Source organism: Streptomyces sp. NPDC002088, from assembly GCF_040296605.1.
Taxonomy (GTDB): Bacteria; Actinomycetota; Actinomycetes; order Streptomycetales; family Streptomycetaceae; genus Streptomyces.
Genome location: NZ_JBEOXO010000034.1, coordinates 18,539 through 35,914 on the forward strand (window position 1 = coordinate 18,539; position 17,376 = coordinate 35,914).

General features: G+C 70.7%; 18 protein-coding genes. 7 read left to right on the forward strand and 11 right to left on the reverse strand.

Annotated elements, in window-relative coordinates; genetic code table 11:
- Positions 1-198: 198 nt before the first annotated feature.
- Complete coding sequence (gene mftG / locus ABT114_RS43180; RefSeq protein ID WP_351150653.1) at positions 199-1,749, forward strand: mycofactocin dehydrogenase MftG; 1,551 nt, start codon at positions 199-201, stop codon at positions 1,747-1,749.
- A 4-nt stretch (positions 1,750-1,753) separates the two neighbouring features.
- Here the strand turns inward: mftG and mftR are convergent, their stop codons facing one another.
- Positions 1,754-2,368, reverse strand: a complete 615-nt coding sequence (gene mftR, locus ABT114_RS43185; protein WP_351150656.1) for a mycofactocin system transcriptional regulator MftR — start codon at positions 2,366-2,368, stop codon at positions 1,754-1,756.
- 186 nt (positions 2,369-2,554) lie between these two features.
- Between mftR and ABT114_RS43190 the strand changes: the two genes are divergently transcribed.
- The 4 genes from ABT114_RS43190 (at position 2,555) to ABT114_RS43205 (ending at position 6,123) form a co-directional block, all read left to right on the forward strand.
- Entirely contained in the window at positions 2,555-2,872 is a 318-nt protein-coding gene (locus ABT114_RS43190; RefSeq protein WP_351150659.1) for a hypothetical protein, read from the forward strand.
- Between the two features lie 51 nt (positions 2,873-2,923).
- On the forward strand, positions 2,924-4,450 hold the full coding sequence (locus ABT114_RS43195) for an aldehyde dehydrogenase family protein (RefSeq protein WP_351150661.1): 1,527 nt from the start codon (positions 2,924-2,926) through the stop codon (positions 4,448-4,450).
- 84 nt (positions 4,451-4,534) lie between these two features.
- Positions 4,535-5,371 carry a TauD/TfdA dioxygenase family protein gene (locus tag ABT114_RS43200; RefSeq protein ID WP_351150664.1) on the forward strand — a complete coding sequence of 279 codons (837 nt, stop codon included), beginning with the start codon at positions 4,535-4,537 and terminating at the stop codon, positions 5,369-5,371.
- Positions 5,368-6,123: an SDR family NAD(P)-dependent oxidoreductase gene (locus tag ABT114_RS43205; protein WP_351150666.1), complete on the forward strand. Its 756-nt coding sequence runs from the start codon at positions 5,368-5,370 to the stop codon at positions 6,121-6,123. Before ABT114_RS43200 ends, ABT114_RS43205 begins: the two co-directional genes overlap by 4 nt.
- Before the next feature lie 35 nt (positions 6,124-6,158).
- On the opposite strand, the gene ABT114_RS43210 is transcribed toward ABT114_RS43205, so the two are convergent.
- From ABT114_RS43210 to ABT114_RS43235, 6 genes are all read right to left on the reverse strand, one after another.
- Complete coding sequence (locus ABT114_RS43210) at positions 6,159-7,028, reverse strand: SDR family NAD(P)-dependent oxidoreductase (protein ID WP_351150669.1); 870 nt, start codon at positions 7,026-7,028, stop codon at positions 6,159-6,161.
- A gap of 20 nt (positions 7,029-7,048) precedes the next feature.
- Positions 7,049-8,602, reverse strand: coding sequence for an acyl-CoA synthetase (locus ABT114_RS43215; protein WP_351150672.1), 1,554 nt, complete (start codon positions 8,600-8,602; stop codon positions 7,049-7,051).
- Between the two features lie 34 nt (positions 8,603-8,636).
- Positions 8,637-9,410, reverse strand: coding sequence for an SDR family NAD(P)-dependent oxidoreductase (locus tag ABT114_RS43220; RefSeq protein ID WP_351150675.1), 774 nt, complete (start codon positions 9,408-9,410; stop codon positions 8,637-8,639).
- Positions 9,411-9,586: 176 nt separating this feature from the next.
- The gene (locus ABT114_RS43225; protein WP_351150678.1) at positions 9,587-9,910 is read right to left on the reverse strand and encodes a hypothetical protein; all 324 of its coding nucleotides are present in this window, start codon (positions 9,908-9,910) and stop codon (positions 9,587-9,589) included.
- A 136-nt stretch (positions 9,911-10,046) separates the two neighbouring features.
- Positions 10,047-11,204 carry a thiolase family protein gene (locus tag ABT114_RS43230; RefSeq protein ID WP_351150681.1) on the reverse strand — a complete coding sequence of 386 codons (1,158 nt, stop codon included), beginning with the start codon at positions 11,202-11,204 and terminating at the stop codon, positions 10,047-10,049.
- Entirely contained in the window at positions 11,197-12,639 is a 1,443-nt protein-coding gene (locus ABT114_RS43235) for a class I adenylate-forming enzyme family protein (RefSeq protein ID WP_351150683.1), read from the reverse strand. The genes ABT114_RS43230 and ABT114_RS43235 overlap by 8 nt, the downstream gene beginning before the upstream one ends.
- Positions 12,640-12,705: 66 nt before the next feature.
- On the opposite strand from ABT114_RS43235, the gene ABT114_RS43240 reads away from it, so the two are divergent.
- A complete protein-coding gene (locus ABT114_RS43240) occupies positions 12,706-13,473 on the forward strand; it encodes an SDR family oxidoreductase (RefSeq protein WP_351150685.1) in 768 nt (255 codons plus the stop codon).
- 121 nt (positions 13,474-13,594) lie between these two features.
- On the forward strand, positions 13,595-14,614 hold the full coding sequence (locus tag ABT114_RS43245) for a 2Fe-2S iron-sulfur cluster-binding protein (RefSeq protein WP_351150688.1): 1,020 nt from the start codon (positions 13,595-13,597) through the stop codon (positions 14,612-14,614).
- 56 nt (positions 14,615-14,670) lie between these two features.
- Here the strand turns inward: ABT114_RS43245 and ABT114_RS43250 are convergent, their stop codons facing one another.
- From ABT114_RS43250 to ABT114_RS43265, 4 genes are all read right to left on the reverse strand, one after another.
- Positions 14,671-14,946, reverse strand: a complete 276-nt coding sequence (locus ABT114_RS43250; RefSeq protein ID WP_351150691.1) for a hypothetical protein — start codon at positions 14,944-14,946, stop codon at positions 14,671-14,673.
- 74 nt (positions 14,947-15,020) lie between these two features.
- Positions 15,021-15,209, reverse strand: coding sequence for a ferredoxin (locus tag ABT114_RS43255; protein WP_351150694.1), 189 nt, complete (start codon positions 15,207-15,209; stop codon positions 15,021-15,023).
- A complete protein-coding gene (locus tag ABT114_RS43260) occupies positions 15,206-16,498 on the reverse strand; it encodes a cytochrome P450 (RefSeq protein ID WP_351150697.1) in 1,293 nt (430 codons plus the stop codon). Before ABT114_RS43260 ends, ABT114_RS43255 begins: the two co-directional genes overlap by 4 nt.
- A 141-nt stretch (positions 16,499-16,639) precedes the next feature.
- Positions 16,640-17,299 carry a TetR/AcrR family transcriptional regulator gene (locus ABT114_RS43265; RefSeq protein ID WP_351150700.1) on the reverse strand — a complete coding sequence of 220 codons (660 nt, stop codon included), beginning with the start codon at positions 17,297-17,299 and terminating at the stop codon, positions 16,640-16,642.
- Positions 17,300-17,376 lie beyond the last annotated feature (77 nt).

Below are 17,376 nucleotides of genomic sequence, written 5' to 3' on the forward strand. Positions count from 1 at the left end.
GGAGGGTATTGGCATGCGATGCCAAAACGGAAGGCGTCGGCGCCGCCAATCTCGCGACGGCCGTGGAGGGCTTGCGCGCGACGGCCCGAGCGAGCTTGGATCCGTGGCCATGGAACACAGTCGGCACCCCGCCCTCATCGTCCGCGCCCTCCTCGCCACCGTGGCACAACTCCCGTGAGCCGGAGGTCCGATGTCGTCGTGATAGGCGCCGGAGGCGCCGGTGCCGTGCTCGCCTCCCGGCTGAGCGAGGACCCCGACCGGAGCGTGCTGCTGCTGGAAGCCGGCCGGGTGCCCTACGGCGCGGCCGGGTTCGGCCCCGCTCTGCTCGACGCGCGACGGGTGCCGGGCGCCCAGCCGGACCACCCCGCCACACACGCCCTCTCCGTGCGGCTCACCCCGCAGCGCCCGTGGCAGGTGCCGCGCGGACGCATTCTCGGCGGCTCCACCACGGTCAACGGCGGCTACTTCGTCCGGGCCCGGCGCGAGGACTTCGACCGCTGGGCCGCCCTGGGCAATCCGGCCTGGGCATACGACCGCGTCCTGCCGATGCTGCGCGCGCTGGAGACAGACCTCGACTTCGGCTCGGGCGCGGCGCACGGGGACCGGGGCCCGATGCGGATAGCGCGCCCTCGCCTGGCGCATTCGGCGGCCTCGGCGTTCCGCGATGCGGCCCTGGCGCTGGGCTTCCCTCCGGACCCCGACAAGAACGACCAGGCGCCGCCGGGCTTCGGTCCCATACCCTCCAACTCGGTCGACGGTGTGCGTCGCAACACCGGGCTCAGCTATCTGCCGCCCGAGGTGCTCGACCGCCCCAACCTCACGGTCCTGGACGGTTGTTCGGCCCGCCGGGTCGTCATCGAGCGGGGCCGTGCCACGGGTGTCGTGGTGGAGCGCGACGGCGGACACACCACGCTCGACGCGGACGCCGTGGTGCTCAGCGCCGGGGCGCTCACCACCCCCCACCTGCTCCTGCTCTCCGGCATCGGGCCTCGTGCCGACCTCGAACGCGTCGGCATCCCCGTCGTGCGGGACGCCCCCGCGGTCGGCGCCCGCTTCGGCGACCACCCGCAGCTGGTGCTGGACTGGGCACCGCGGGACGACCTGGGCGAGCCGTCCGACTCCTGGCTGGGTGGCTGCCTTCACATGTCGTCCGCGGGCGGCACGGCCGAGGGCTCCCAGCGCGGCGGCCCGGGCGATGTGGAGATCCTCCAGTCACTGGTCCCCATGGCCGGGCTCGTCAGCGGTGCCGTGCGCGTCCCAGGAGCCCCGCTGTCCTTCCTCGTCTCCGTCCAGACGCCTCGCCCCACGGGGCGCCTGCGCCTCAGCGCCGCCGACCCCACCACACCTCCCCTCATCGACTACCGCTACCTGAGCAGCCCCGGGGTCCTCCGCCGCCTGCGCACCGCCGTCCGCGTCACTGCGGCTCTCCTCGACACGCCGCCCCTCGCGGAACTCTCTCCCGGCCTCCTCGAACCAGGGCCCGATGTCCTCGGCGACGACCGTACGCTCGACCACTGGATCCGCGAGCACCTCGGCACAGCGCAACACACCTGCGGAACCGTCCCGATGGGACCCCCTGACGAGCCCGAGCTCGCCGCGGTCGACCAGTTCGGGCGGGTGCACGGCGTGCGCGCGCTGCGCGTCGCGGACACGTCCATACTGCCGGACACCCCGCACCGCGGCCCGGCCGCGACCGCCGTTCTCGTCGGCGAGCTGATCGCCGACGCCATCCGGCGAGACCTGCCCTGACGGCTCACACCGCGCCGAGGCCGTCGTCGAGCCGCCGGATCGCCAGGTCGAGCAGGTCGCTCAGCTCGGCGCCGTCCTGCGCCAGCCAGTGCTCGTACGCCGTGACGGCCGCGGCGAGCACGGTGTTGCCGAAGAGCCGGGGCACCATGTCGGACGGGGACAGGCCCAGGCGCAGCGCCGCGAACTCGGTGACGATCGCACGCCATGAGGCGTACCGCAGGGTGGCGTCGGCCTGGAGCGTGGGCACGGTCAGGATGAGGTGCATGCGCTGCCGGTGCCAGGGCACCACGGTGGCGTCGAACCGGTTGAATTCCACGACGGCTTCGCGCAGTGCCGTCATCATCGGGACGTCGGGGTCCGATGCGCTCAACAGCTCGCGGAATCCGTCCAGTTGCGCTTCGAAGTCGCCCCACACCAGGTCGTTCTTCGAGGCGAAGTAGCGGAAGAAGGTCCGTCGGCCGATGCCGGCGGCCCCCGCGATGTCGTCGACCGTGGTGGCGTCGAAGCCCTGCCGCGCGAAGAGTTCGAAGCCGAGCCGCTCCAGGTCGGCCCGCGACGTGGCACGCGGACGTCCACCCCTGACCGCCTGGTCGGCCACGCTGCTCGTAGGCGACTGCACACAGGCTCCTTCCGCCGGTGCCCCAACATACCGTCGCCCGCCGACATGGAGCCGCCCGATGCCGCCGCTCCCGGTTCCCGATGAGAATAGGGTTCTCCTATTGGAGAAATGCCGATACCATCCTGCCGTTCCCAGGTCCTCACGCGTGGCAGAAAACCCTCGGCATCCCGCGCGAAAGGAGACACCGTGACGAAATACATCCTTCACGTCGAGTCCCGGCCGACCAGCGAGGAGGTCGTGGACGAGTTCAACCGCTGGTACGACGAGGTCCACCTCCCCGAGGTGGTGGCGCTGGACGGCTTCGTGTCGGCCGTCCGCTACGCCCCGAAGGAGAAGGGCGGGCCGTACATCACCCAGTACGAGATCGAGGGCGACCCCGAGCAAGCGGTCAAGAACGTCATCGCCGCATCGGCCGCGGGCAAGCTGAACATGTCCGACACGCTGCTCATGAAGCAGGGGACGCGCCTGCAGATCATGAAGGTCGCCGCGGAGTACCGCCCCTGACGCGGTCTCGATCCCGCACCACACAACTTCCGCCGCAGGCAAGGGGACAGGATGTCACTCCCAAAGGAGGATCCGCAGAAGGATCCACAGCAAAATCCGCAGAAGGCACCGGGGACGGACCCGGAGCCGGGTGCCGTCTCACGGCGCCAACTCATCGACGGACGGCTCGTGGGAGCCGACGCGACGTTCGCCTCCCTCAACCCCGCCACGGGAAAGGTGCTGGGCCACGCCCCGGAGGCCACCGAGGAGCAGGCGCGAGAGGCGGTGGCCGCCGCCCGCCGGGCCTTCGACACGACCGACTGGGCGACGGACACCGAACTGCGGTACCGCTGCCTCGACCAGCTCCACTCCGCCCTCGTCGAACACCGCGAGGAACTGCGGGAGTTGACGATCGCGGAGGCCGGATCGCCGCGCCTGCTCACCTACGCCGCGCAGCTGGACGAGCCGATCGAGCTGGTGCGGTACTACGCGGACCTGCTCAAGAACCGCTCGCTCGTCGAGGACATGGGTGTGGTGGAGTACCAGGGGCAGCGGCACCACCGCTGGGTGGAGTGGGAGGCCGGCGGTGTCGCCGCCGCGATCATCCCGTACAACTACCCCAACCAGCTGGCACTCGCGAAGCTCGCACCGGCCCTGGCTGCGGGATGCACGGTGGTGCTGAAGTCGGCGCCCGACACCCCGCTGGTGACGCTGGCGCTCGGCGAAATCGTCGCGCGGCACACGGACATTCCGGCCGGCGTGGTGAACGTCCTCTCGTCGTCGCAGGCCGCTGTGGGCGAGGTGCTCACCACCCATCCGGACGTCGACCTGGTGACGTTCACCGGGGCCAGCCCGACGGGACGGCGCATCATGGCGGCGGCGAGCGACACCGTGAAGCGGGTCTTCCTCGAACTCGGTGGCAAGTCCGCGCTGGTGGTCCTGGACGACGCCGACTTCAAGGGCGCGGCGACGTACGCGGCGTACATGATCTGCCTGCACTCCGGGCAGGCCTGCGCGATCACCTCGCGGATGCTGGTGCCGCGTCGGCACCACGACGCCATCGTGGCGCAGGTGGCCAGGCGCCTGGAGCGGGTGCCCTGCGGCGACCCGAACGATCCGAAGACGTACATGGGCCCGCTCATCAGCGAGCGGCAGCGGGACAAGGTGGACGGCATGGTGCGGCGCGCCGTGGCGGCGGGGGCCACCCTCGTCACCGGCGGTGAAAAGGCCGAAGGCCCGGGCTACTTCTACACGCCGACGCTGCTCGCGAACGTCGACCCGGACAGCGAGATCGCCCAGGAAGAGGTGTTCGGGCCGGTTCTCGCCGTGATCCCGTACGACGACGATGACGACGCGGTGCGCATCGCGAACAACTCCATCTACGGCCTGTCCGGCGCCGTGCACAGCGCCGACCGGGAGCGGGCCCTCGCGGTGGCACGACGCATCCGTACCGGCACCTTCAGCATCAACGGCGGCAATTACTTCTTCGCCGACACCCCGTTCGGCGGCTACAAGCAGTCGGGGATCGGCCGGGAGAAGGGAGTCGCCGGGCTTGAGGAGTTCATGGAGCGCAAGACCTTCGGTGAGGTCGTGGCCTGAGGGCTTGGCACAGCATGTCGACCGAGGCCGTCTACGTATCGAAGTACCGACGTATCGATGCGTCGACGGTCCGAGAGGGGATCGATGAGTATCACCGTCACCGAGCTCACCCCGACGACCGGGGTGGAGATCACCGGTCTGTCGGGAAGCCGCCTTGTGGACAAGGCGGTGGTCGAGGACTGCCGGGCAGCCCTCGACCGGCGCGGCGTCGTCGTCTACCGCGAGGCGAACCTGGACGACGCCGGCCTGGTCGCCTTCAGCCGGCTCCTCGGGCAGGTCGTGCCGCTGCCGAACGGCGGCGTACCGGAACACCCGGAGGTCCAGGCGATCACCCGGGACCCGTCGAAGAGCCCGCTCGCCGCCTACCGGGAGGCCACGTTCTTCTGGCACATCGACGGCACCACCAGTGAAGTGCCGGACAAGGCAACACTGTTGACGGCACGCCGGATCGACGGCAACGGAGGCGGTGACACCGAGTTCGCCAACACCTACGCCGCGTACGCGGCACTGCCCGAGGCCGAACGGGCCGAGCTCGAAGGGGTACGGGTGGTGCACAGCTTCGCCGCCTCGCAGCTGCACGTGCACCCGAACCCGTCACCGAAGGAGCGCGCGGCCTGGGACCGTAACCCGGCCCGCGAGCACCCGTTGGTGTGGACGCACCAGGACGGCCGCAAGTCGCTCCTGGTCGGGACGACGGCCGGAGAGGTCACGGACATGGGCGCCACGGAGGGCAAGGCCCTCCTGGACCGGCTGCTCGCATGGACGACGCAGCCGCGGTTCACGCTGCGCCACGAGTGGCGTCAGGGCGACCTGGTGATCTGGGACAACACCGGCATGCTGCACCGGGCGCTGCCGTACGAGCAGTCGTCGTCGCGTCTGATGCACCGCACCTCCCTGGCCGGCGAGGAGGCCATCGCATGACCGAGCGACGTACGGCACTGGTCACGGGCGGCGGTTCGGGGATCGGGCGGGCCATCGCGCTGCGCCTGGCGGAGGACGGCTTCGCCACGGCCGTCCTCGACCTGGACGCGGACGCCGCCGAGTCGGTGGCCCAGGAGGCCCGGAAGAACGGCCATGAGGCGATCGCGCTCGGCGGGGTCGACGTCTCCGACCGGGACCAGGTGAACACCGCGCTCGAGCGCGCCCGAAGCGAGTTCGGGCCTGTCCTGGCACTGGTCAACAACGCCGGGAAGACGGGCTTCAAGGAGTTCTTGAAGATCACCGACGAGGCGTGGGACTCGATCATGGCGGTGAATCTGAGCGGCCCGTTCTACTGCTGCCAGGCCGCCATTCCCGACATGATCGCCGCCGGCTGGGGCCGGATCGTCAACATCTCCTCCTCCAGTGCCCACTCAGGTCAGCAGTACATGACCCACTACGTGGCGTCGAAGTCCGGGCTGATCGGCCTGACCAAGTCCCTCGCCCTGGAGTTCGGGCCGAAGGGCATCACGGTGAACACCATCCCGCCCGGGTTCGTGGACACGCCGATGCTGCGGGGGTCGGAGCGGCGCGGCCTGCTCGGCAGCTCGGTCGACGACATCGCCGAGGTCACGCCGGTGCGGCGGGCCGGGCGGCCGGAGGACATCGCGGCGGCCTGCTCGTTCCTCGTCTCGGAGGAAGCCGGGTACATCACCGGGCAGATCATCGGGGTCAACGGGGGACGCAACACCTGACGGCCGGCCCGACAAGGCTCGGGGGGGGCACCAGTTCACGGCTGGTGCCCCTTCAGTACGTCCGCCGGCACATGGTTGGCCCATCCCGTCCCGGGCCAGTTGAACCAGCCCGAAGAGGCGTGCGTGCCGCCGTCCGGATGCAGGGTGGTGCCGGTGACGTAGGACGAGAGCGCGGAGGCGAGGAAGACGACACAGCCGGACACGTCCTCGGGTCGCCCCGCGCGACCCATCGGGATGGCCACGCCGACACCCTCGGCCGTGGAGAGCGCGTCGGAGCCGTCCTGGGAGAGCCGGGTCAGGCTCGGGGTGGGCACGTAGTCGGGCGCGACGTTGTTGACGCGGATGCCGTCGGGGGCGAGTTCGACCGCGAGCGTACGGGCGAACTGTTCGACGGCCGCCTTCGCCGCCGCGTACACGGCGAAGCCGGGGGCCGCGCGATGCGCCTCGATGGTCGTCAGATTGACGATGCTACCGCCCCGGCCACCGTCCCTGATGCGCGGGACGGCGAGGGAGCAGGCGTGGAGGACATGAACGAGGTTGGTCCGGATCAGCGCGTCCCAGCCCTTGGGCCTGGTGTCGGTGAAAGGGGCGCGGAAGGTGCCGCCGACCACGTTGACCAGGGTGTCGAGGCGGCCCCACCGCTGGTCGACGACCGCGAACAGCGCCTCCAGGTCGGCCGGCTCGCGGGCGTCCCCGACACGTACGACGGTGTCGTGGCCGGCGTCGGCGAGGGAGCGCTCCAGGGTGCGGGCCGCGCTCTCGTCGAGGTCCAGGACCGCGGTGCGTACGCCGTTCGCGGCCAGGTCACGGGTGATCGCCGCGCCGAGGACACCGGCACCGCCGGTGATCAGAGCGACGTTGTCGGCGAGCCCCGCCCTCCGGCTGAACCAGTCGCGTCCGGTCACCGGCTCACCTTCCCGTGCCATCAGATCACCCGTGAGTCGTGGCCCTGCCAGTAACGCTCGCGCAGACGACGCTTGTAGAGCTTGCCGTTCGGGTCACGCGGCAGGTCGTCGGTGAAGTCGACGCTGCGCGGGCACTTGTACGAGGCCAGTTCGGCTCGGCAGTAAGCGATCAGTTCCACCGCCAGCTCCGGCCCGCCCACGGCCCCTTCGGCGGGCTGCACCACGGCCTTGACCGCCTCCCCCATCTCCGGGTCGGGCACGCCGATGACCGCGACATCGGCGACGGCTCGGTGTCCGGCGAGGACGTTCTCGGCTTCCTGAGGGTAGATGTTGACCCCACCGGAGATGATCACGTGAGCCCGGCGGTCGGTCAGATACAGGTAGCCGTCCTCGTCGAGACGGCCGATGTCGCCCAGGGTGCGCCAGCCCCGGTGGTCGGTGACCGACTCCGTCTTCGCCGGGTCGTTGTGATAGGTGAAGGGGCGGCCGCCGGCGAAATAGACCACGCCCTCCCGGCCGGGCGGCAGTTCCTCGCCACTTCTCTCGTCGACGATGTGGCACTCGGTCGCCGGCCTGCCGACCGAGCCCGGGTGAGTGAGCCACTCCTGGGGCGTGATGGCGGAGTTGCCGATGTCCTCGGTCCCCGAGTAGTACTCGTGGATGATCGGCCCCCACCAGTCGAGCATCTGCCGTTTCACCGCGACCGGACAGGGCGCCCCGGTGTGCACCACGACCTTGAGGCTCGACAGGTCGTACCGCTCGCGCTCCTCGCGCGGCAGCCTGAGCATCCGGACGAACATCGTGGGCACGAACTGTGCGTGCGTGACCCGGTGACGCTCGATCAGCTCCAGGCAGTCGCGCGGGTCGAACCGGTCCACGAGGACGACGGTGGCGCCCAGACGGTGCATCGACATCGAGTACACCAGGGGTGCGGCATGGTAGAGCGGGGCCGGGCTGAGAAAGACGTCTGCGGGCCGCACGCCCTCGGCTTGCATGCCGATACCACGGGCGATGACGGCGGGCGCGGCCGTGGGATCACCGAACGGTCCGTCGGGCAGCTCCTTGCGAACTCCCTTGGGGCGCCCGGTGGTTCCGGAGGAGTACAACATCTCCCGGCCCTCGGACTCCTCCGGCTCCGGTAGCGGCGGCTGTCCGGTGACGGCCTCGTCGAGCCGTTCGAAGCCGGGCAGGTTCCCGACCGCGCACAGGCGCACCGGGACCCGCGACAGATCGAGCCCGGCGACGACCTTCGCCATGGCCTCGGACGCGATCAGAGCGGTGGCGCCGCAGTCGTCGAGGATGTACTGGGCCTCGGCGGGGTGCAGATGACTGTTGACAGCCGTGTAGCGCAGGCCCGAGCGCTGAGCGGCCCAGGCCGCGTCCAGGAACACCGGGTGGTTCTCCATCAGCAGGACGATCCGCCCGCCGCGGCTCAGCCCGCGTGCCCGCAGGGCGCCGGCGAGACGGGCCGACCGGTCGTCGAGTTCGGCGAAGGTGACGCTCGTCCCTGACATGAGGACGGCCGGGGCGTCGGGTGTGCGCTGTGCGTGGACGTGCGGTGTCAGCGGCTCCATGGTTCCCCCTACGGCCGTCTGGGCCGTCGTCGCATCAGATGACCAGGCCCCCGTCGACGGGCAGTACCTGCCCGGTGACGAAGGAGGCGGCGTCGGACGCGAGGAACACGAACGCGGGTGCCACCTCGTCGGGTTCGGCCCAGCGGCCGAGCGGGATGCGGGCGAGCATGCCGGCCGCGAACTTCTCGTCCGTGCGGATGGTCTTGGTCATGGGCGTCGCCGCGAGCGGGGCGACGGCGTTGACGAGGATGTTCTTGCGGGCCAGCTCGCGGGCGAGGGACTTGGTCAGGCCGATGATGCCGGCCTTGGCCGCGGAGTAGTTGACCTGCCCGAGGGTGCCGGTGATGCCGGCGGACGAGGTCACGTTGATGATGCGTCCGGTGCCGTCCTCAGGGAGGCGCGCGAGGGCTGCCTGGGCGCAGCTGAAGGTGCCCATGACGTGGATGTCGAGCAGCTTGCGGACGCTGTCCTCGGTCAGCTTGGGGAACATGGCGGGCGCGGTGACACCGGCGTTGTTCACCAGGATGTGCAGGGTGCCGTCGGCGAGGGCGGCCGCCGCTGCCACGGCCTCGTCGGCCGCCGCCCGGTCGCGTACGTCGAGGGCGGCGCCGTCGGCCTTGCCGCCGTCGGCGCGGATGGCCGCGGCGGTGGCCGCCGCGGCGTCGCCGTCGACGTCGGTGACCAGGACCGAGGCGCCTGCCCGGGCCAGCGCTCGGGCCACGGCGGCACCGATGCCGCCGGCCGCGCCCGCGCCGGTGACCAGGGCGGAGCGGCCGGTGAGGGCGAAGGGGTTCGAGGCCGGGGGCATGGGGGCTCCTTGTGGGGTCATCAGCGTGTCGGTGTCGCACAGGGCTTTCCACACCGGGTTCCCGTACTCGTCGTGGAAGCTGGGTAACCCATCGCGGCAGAGTTCTCGGAGAAGGTGAGGCAGTGGCAACCCTGCTCCGCGTGGCGGCGCGGTCCCGTTGCAGGGCCGAGTGTCTTTCAGTCAGACGCGGGCAGCGCCTTGGCCGCCTTGACGGTCATCGGGACGCCGTCGCAGCTCAGGGCGCCCGTTCCGGAGGAGGTGCAGAGCAGTTCGAGCGTCTCCTCGGTGTCCACGTACCGCTTTCCGATGAGGGTGGCGGTCTCACTGGTCGGGCCGCCGGAGGCCGCCGGGGCCGGGGAGGCGGCGGGGACCATCGGTTCGCCCCCGCAGGTGATCTCGGGGGCTGGGCCGGCCGGCGCGCGGACGACGATCACTCGTACTCCGCAGACGGCGCTGGCCAGTTGCAGGCCGGGGCGCAGTTCTCGGACCGCTGACGACATCGACGGCTCCTCTCCAGGGGCTCCCACCGAGTGGAAACTAACTTCTCCAATATCGGTAATCAAGCATTCGCACCGAAGAGTGCGGTAACCAGATCACGCCCGGCGCCCGCCGCCCTCCCCTTACGGCGCGGGAACTTTACGGCGCGGGAACCTCAAGGACCACGGCCGATCCCATGCCGCCGCCCGCGCACATCGCGGCTACGCCGACTCCCCCGCCGCGACGGCGCAGTTCATGGACAAGGGTGACGATCATCCGTCCGCCGGTGGCGGCGACCGGGTGGCCCAGGGAACAGCCGCTGCCGTTGACGTTGACCTTCTCCGGGTCGAGGTCGAGGCGGCGGACGACCGCGACGCACATCGCGGCGAAAGCCTCGTTGATCTCGAAGAGGTCGACGTCGGCGGTGGCGAGTCCGGCGCGGGCGAGGGCCTTGGGGATGGCCTGCACAGGGGCGAGCCCGGTGTCCTTGGGGTCCACGCCCACGGACGCCCAGGCCTTGACCGTGGCCAGGGCGGGCAGGCCGAGACGGTCGCTGACGACGGCGAGCGCTGCTGCGGCGTCGTTGCCGCCGGCCGCGTTGCCCGCGGTGATGCTGAAGCCGTCTATCTCGGGGTGGAGCGGCTTGAGCGCGGCGAGTTTCTCCAGCGACGTGTCCCGGCGCGGGTGTTCGTCGACGCTGAAGAGTCCGTACGGGGTCTCGACGGGGATGATCTCGTCCTCGAAGCGGCCCTCGTCGATGGCGCGCACCGCGTTGCGGTGGGAGCGCAGCGCCCAGGCGTCCATCTCCTCGCGACTCACCCCGGCCGCGACGGCCGCGTTCCAGCCGACCGTGATGGACATGTCCATGTTCGGGGCGTCGGGCCGGTCGGGATGGGTGGGCGGCACCCACGCCTCGTTCCACTCCTCGCCCTCGCGGAACCGGAAACGCGGCGACGTGGAGGCGGAGTTGACGCCCCCGGCGATGACCACCTCGTCCATGCCGGAGCGAATGGAGGCCGCCGCGGACTGCACGGCGGCGAGCGACGCGGCGCAGTGCCGATTGTGGGCCAGACCGGGCGCGCCGATCAGGCCCGCGGTCAGCGCGGCATGACGGGCGATGACTCCGCCACCGTAGAGCCCCTCGGCGAGGATGACGTCATCGACGCGGTCGGCCGCGACGCCGAGTTCGGACAGCCGGCCGGCGGTGGCGGCGACCACACGGTCGGCCAGCTCATAGGCGTTCGTGTCGCGCAGGGTCCCCTTGCGGGCGGTGCCGACGGGGGTGCGCAGGGCGGAGACGATGACGGCTTCAGGCATGAGTGCTCTCCGTGGTGTCGAGCTCGGCGACGAGGGTGCGGCGCAGCAGTTTTCCGGTTCCCGTACGGGGCAGTTCGGGACGGAAGACGATGACGTCGGGGGTCTTGGACGTACGCAGCCGGCTCTTGGCCCAGAGCCGGACCTCCTCGGGGTCGCCCACACCGACGAGCACGGCGACGATGCGCTGACCCCACTCCTCGTCGGGGACACCGATCACGGCCGCCTCGCGGATGCCGGGGTGGGCGAGAAGGATGTCCTCGATCTCGGCGGGCGCGATGTTCTCGCCGCCGCGGATGATGGTGTCGTCCGCCCGGCCCTCGATGTACAGATAGCCGTCGGCGTCGAGGTGGCCGAGGTCCCCGGTGGGGAACCAGCCGCCCGCGTCCAGGGCGCTGCGCCCCTTGTACTCGCCGGAGATCTGCTCGCCCCGGACGTGCACGAGACCGGTCTGCCCGGGCGGGCACGGCTCGCCCGATGCGATGCGCAGGGCGATCTCGACGCCGGGCAGGGCACGGCCGACGGAGGTGAGCCGGTCACGGACCGCGGGGTCGGTGGCAGCCATCGCCGCGCGGTGGTCTTCGGGGCCGAGCACCGCGATCGACGAGGCGGTCTCGGTCAGGCCGTAGGCGTTGACGAAGTCGGTGTCGGGAAAGGCCCGCAGCGCCTTCTCGACGACGACGCGGGGGGCGCGGGCGCCGCCGTAGGCGAGACTGCGCAGGGTCGGGGTCCCGGCGTCGGCGCCGTCGGTGACCTGCTCGACGATGCGGGCGAGCATCGTCGGCACCAGCATCGCGTGGGTGACCTTCTCCCTGCGTGCGGTGGTCAGCCAGTCGGCGGCGTCGAACCCTGGCAGATAGACGACGCGGCGTCCGGTGTAGAGGTTCGACAGCAGATTGGTCAGACCCGCGATGTGGTAAGGCGGGACGGCGACCAGCGCGGCGTCGGCCTCCCCCGCGGAGCCGAATTCCAGGGTGTTCAACACGTAGGCGAGCAGATGGCGGTGGCGCAGCAGGGCCGCCTTCGGGGCGGCGGTCGTGCCGCTGGTGTAGAGGATCACGGCCACGGCATCCTCGTCCCAGGGCGCCTGGACGTCGTCGGTGACGGTCCCGTGCGCGGCTTTCGGAGGGTCGAGGAGCTCGTCCAGGTCGGGTGGGCCGAGGCGGACGGCTCCGGGATGCCGGCCCTCGATCTCCGCCAACTGTTCCGTTCCGAGGCGGTAGTTGAGGGGAACGAAGGGGACACCCGCGAGGGCGGCTCCGAACAGTGCGACCGGATAGGCGAGGTGGTTCGGCGCACGGTAGAGCACCGCGGGAGCCCCGCGGAAACGGTCGGCGGCGCAGCGCGCCAGGCCGAGGATTCGGGCGGCGGTCAGGGAGCGGCCGTCCGATGTCACCGCGGCCCGCTCCCCTGCCGACGCGGCCATCTCGAGAGTCATCACGATGTTCATGAGAGTGCTATTCTCGCGTCAGTAGAGCGGGACTTTCAAGAGTGGGGAGCACATATGCAGATCACCGGGAGCTCCGCGATCGTGGTGGGCGGCACCGGGGGCCTCGGCGAGGCCACGGTGCGCCGACTGCACGCGGCGGGCGCGAAGGTCGTGGCCGCGGACGTCAACGACGAGAAGGGCAAGGCCCTCGAGTCCGAGCTCGGCATCCGCTACGTACGCACTGACGCGACCGACGAGGACAGCGTGGGCGCGGCGATCGCCGAGGCCGAGACCAACGGCCCGCTCCGCATCGTGGTGGATGTGCACGGCGGACCCGCGGGCGGCGGCCGTCTGGTCGGCAAGGACGGCAGCCCGCTGCCCCTGGACGGTTTCCGCACCACGATCGAGTACTACCTGACCTCCGTCTTCAACGTGCTGCGCCTGGGTGCGGCCGCGCTCGCCCGACAGGAGCCGCTGGAGGACGGCGGCGGCCGCGGCGTCATCGTCACCACCGCGTCCATCGCCGCGTTCGAGGGGCAGATCGGCCAACTGCCGTACGCGGCGGCCAAGGGCGGCGTCGCCAGCATGACGCTCGTCGCGGCGCGCGACCTGTCACCGCTGGGCATCCGGGTCACCACCATCGCGCCGGGCACCATCAACACCCCCGCGTACGGGAAGGCCGGCGACCAGCTGGAGGCGTACTGGGGGCCTCAGGTGCCGTTCCCGAAGCGCATGGGGCGCAGCGAGGAGTACGCGGCCCTGGTCCAGGCCCTGTGCGAGAACGACTACTTGAACGGCGAGACCGTACGCCTCGACGGCGCACTGCGGTTCCCGCCGAAATAGCGGCGCTGTCGGCACGGGCGACCTTCCAGCCGGGCACGGACGCCTCAGTGGTGCCATTTCCTGGACGAGAACGCTATTCTCGTATGGATAGAACTCTCGTTTCAGAAGGAGGATGCCGCCCATGCCGAGCCCCCCGCTGTTCCGGCGCGCGACCGTGACGCGGATCGTCCAGGAGACCGCCGACACCCGCACGTTCACGCTCGCCCCGCACGGCGGACCGCTCGCCTACCAGGCCGGCCAGTACTGCATCTTCAAGGTCGTGGTCGAAGGGCGCTTGCAGCCACGCGCTTACTCGATGTCGAGCGCGCCGGAAGCCGACGACGAGGTGACCACGACCGTCAAACGCGTCCCGGGCGGGGCCGTCTCGAACTGGCTCCACGACCACGTACGCGAGGGCGACGAACTCGAACTGACCGAGCCACGCGGAAAGTTCACTCTGCGTCCGGCCGGCACACCGCTCCTCGGGTTCTGCGGCGGGAGCGGCATCACCCCGGTGCTGTCTCTCGCCAAGAGCGCGCTGGCGGCGACCGATCGCCGGGTCAGGCTGCTGTGCGCGGACCGGAATCGGAGCCAGGCCATCTTTCACGACACCCTCGCCGAACTGGCGGCGCGCCATCCCGGTCGGCTCGAGGTGGTCCGCCACCTCGATGACGCGCGAGGGCTTCTCACCCCGGCGGACGTCAAGGAGTTCGTCGGGGCGGACGCGGGAGCCGACGCGTATGTGTGCGGGCCCGGCCCGTTCATGGAACTGGTGGAATCCGCACTCGCGGGCATTGGGCGGGTGTTCAGCGAGCGGTTCGGTGGCGGCGAGGTCCCCACGCCCCGCCCGGCGCCGGAACCTCCCCCGGCCACCGCCCCGGAGCAGTCCACCGTCACGATCCTGCTGCACGGCGACCGGGCCACGGTCGGTCGCCGCCCCGACGAGACCCTGCTGCAGAGCGCCCGCCGCGCGGGACTCGCCCCGCCGTTCTCGTGCGAGTCCGGCAACTGCGCGACCTGCATGGCCAAGCTGCGCGAGGGCAGCGCGACCATGCGGGCCAATGACGCGCTCATGGAGGACGAGGTCGCCGAGGGGTACGTCCTGACCTGTCAGGCGGTGCCGGACGAGGGCTCACCGTCCGTGGTGGTCGAGTACGAATGAGGCGCCGCCCCTCGAAAGGGGCGGCGCCTCACCGCGTCCAGAGGGACAAGGGCCGTCTACGTCCTGTCGCCGGGGTCGCAGAGCACGAGAATCGCACGGGCGACGAGTTCACTGCCGCCACCGAGTTCTTCGTGGTAGCGGGCGATGGTGTCACGCACCGCCTCGGCGAACGAAGGGTCGACGCCACGAGGGCCGGCCGGCGCCGGGAGTTCACGCACCAGCGCGCGGCGGCGGCGCAAGAGCTCGATGATCTCCTCGTCCAGCTCTCGCAATTGACCGCAGGACGGCGCCCCTGCGTGATCCGTGACCGGTGACGCGAAGTTGATTGCCACGGCGAATCTCCCCTCATCCCTCAGTGGATGTTCATCCCTCAGCGGATGTTCTTCCGTCAGCGGATGTTCTTCCCTCAGTGGAGGGTGATGGCACGCTCCGGGCAGGAGCGGGCGGCGACCCGTACGTCGTCCTCGCTGGCGGCGGGGACCTCGGGGGTGGCGACGACCGCGTAACCGTCGTCGCCCAGATCGAAGACCTCGGGGCAGGTGACACAGCAGATGCCGTGACCGCGGCAGCGGTCGTCGTCGACGGCGACCTTCACCGGGCCTCCTCGGGGGCCGGGGTGAACTCGAGGTGGAGCCGGGTGAGCCCGCGCAGGATGTACGTGGGGACGTATCGATAGCGGCGAGCGTCCTCGGGTCCGTGATGCTCCTCGGAGATACTGATCTCCGAGGAGCGGTCGAGGAGCCGCTCGATCGCGACCCGCGCCTCGGCCCGGGCCAGCGGGGCACCCGGGCAGGTGTGCGCGCCGCGCCCGAAAGCCAAGTGGCGTCGCACGCCGGGCCGTTCGACATCGAAGACATCGGGGTTCTCGAACCAGGACGGGTCCCGGTTGGCCGCTCCGTTCAGGACCATCACGGTGGTACCCGCGGGCAGGTCGACGCCCCCGACCGTGACGGGCACCCTGGAGAGCCGGAAGTCGCCCTTGACCGGCGCCTCGATGCGCAGGCACTCCTCGACGAACGACGGGATCAACTGCCGTTCCGCGCGCAGCCTGCGCTGCAGCTCCTGATCCTCGGCGAGGATCTTCAGCGCGGTGCTGAGCAGCCGCACGGTCGTCTCCTGGCCGGCGGCGAAGAGGTTGGCGGCCACCCGCACCGCCTCGGCGACCTCGGGCACCGTCCCGTCGGGGAACGTGGCGGTGGCCAGACCGGTGAGGACGTCCGAGCGGGGTGCGCTGCGCCGCTCCTCGATGTAGCGGGTGAACCGGCCGTAGAGAAACTCCAGGGGCGTGTGGCCGAGGGATTCGGCATCGGTGCTGCCGATGGCTCCCCGGCCGCGCGGCCGCCCCTGCAGTTCGTCGGCGAACTCGGCGCGATCCTCCTCGGGCACACCGAGCAGGTCGGCGATGACCAGGAGGGTGAAGGGGCCGGCGAACCCTCCGATGAACTCCCCCGCACCGGGGGCGAGGAAGTCGCCGAGCATCGTGTCGGCCAGCCGCCACATCGCCTCCTCGTTCTCCTTGAGGCGCTTGGGTGTGATCAGGCGCATCAGCAGCGCCCGGTGGTCGGTGTGCCGGGGCGGGTCGAGCGTGGGCAGCTGGTCGCTCATCGGCAGCTCGTCGCGGTGCCGTTCGATCAACTCGGAGATGTCGTCGCCCTCGAGGGGAACCGGGAAGCCGGGGAACGGGCCCGTGACGGAGACACACGCGGAGAACCGCTCGGTGTCGTTGTAGACCTGGACCGCCTCGTCATAGCCGGTGATCATGACGACATCGTGGTGCTGCTCCCGTCGCACCGGACACCGACCACGCGAGGCCGCGAAATACGGGTACGGGTCGGCCACGGCCTCCTCGTCCCGGAAGAAGTCGACCGCGTCCAAGTCCTTCATGTGCTGCCCCTCTCGTGCCGGCCGTGCTGTCCGGACAAACCCGGCCCCGCGCTCACCAGGACCCGGCGGCAGCACGATATCAATCATCTCCAAATACGAGAAGGACGTTTCCATCCACCGTCCTCCGTCCTCCGCCCTCCGTCATCCGCCGTAGGTCAGGCCGTGGGCGAGCAGATCCCACAGCGCCTCGGCGTCCTCTCCGTCGGAGCGCACAGGGGACCCGCTGATGGTCAGGGCGAACGAGTTGAACATGATGGCCTGCAGCATCGCCCCGGCCCCGGCGCGGCGGTCGAGACCGGAGCGCACCGACCCCTCTGCGGCGGCTTCGTCGAGGATCCCCTCCAGCAGGGCGAGCATCGGGGCGAAGGCCCGGGCCGCCTCCTTGGGGTCCTGAGTGAGCAACTGCTGCGCGAACTCGGCCATACCGAGGATCTCGACGGACTGCCGGGAGCTCGCCGCGGACGAGGGCCGGCACAGCCGGTGGTACTCGACGGTGAAGCGCCGCAGCCGGCTCAGCGCGTCCGGCTCCCGCTCGACCGTCTCCCGCAACCGGTGCGCGGTGTCATACACCGACTCCTCGAGCAGCGCGAGCAGCAACTCGTGCTTGCCGCTGAAGTTCTGATAGAAGCCGCGCAGCGACTGACCCGACTTCTTGACGACCTCCTGCACCGTGAAGTCCTTGCCCGGCTCGCTGACGATCAGGTCGAGCGCGGCGTCGAGAAACCTCTGCACCCGTTTCTCGGCGCGTGCCCGCACCGGGTCGACCGAGCGGGCGACGGCCTGTTCACGCCAACTCGCCATGCGATCGGGTCCTTCCGTCAGCTCACCCCGCCAAGGATAAGTATGATCTCTTTTACAGAGAAGTCACTTCTCGGACC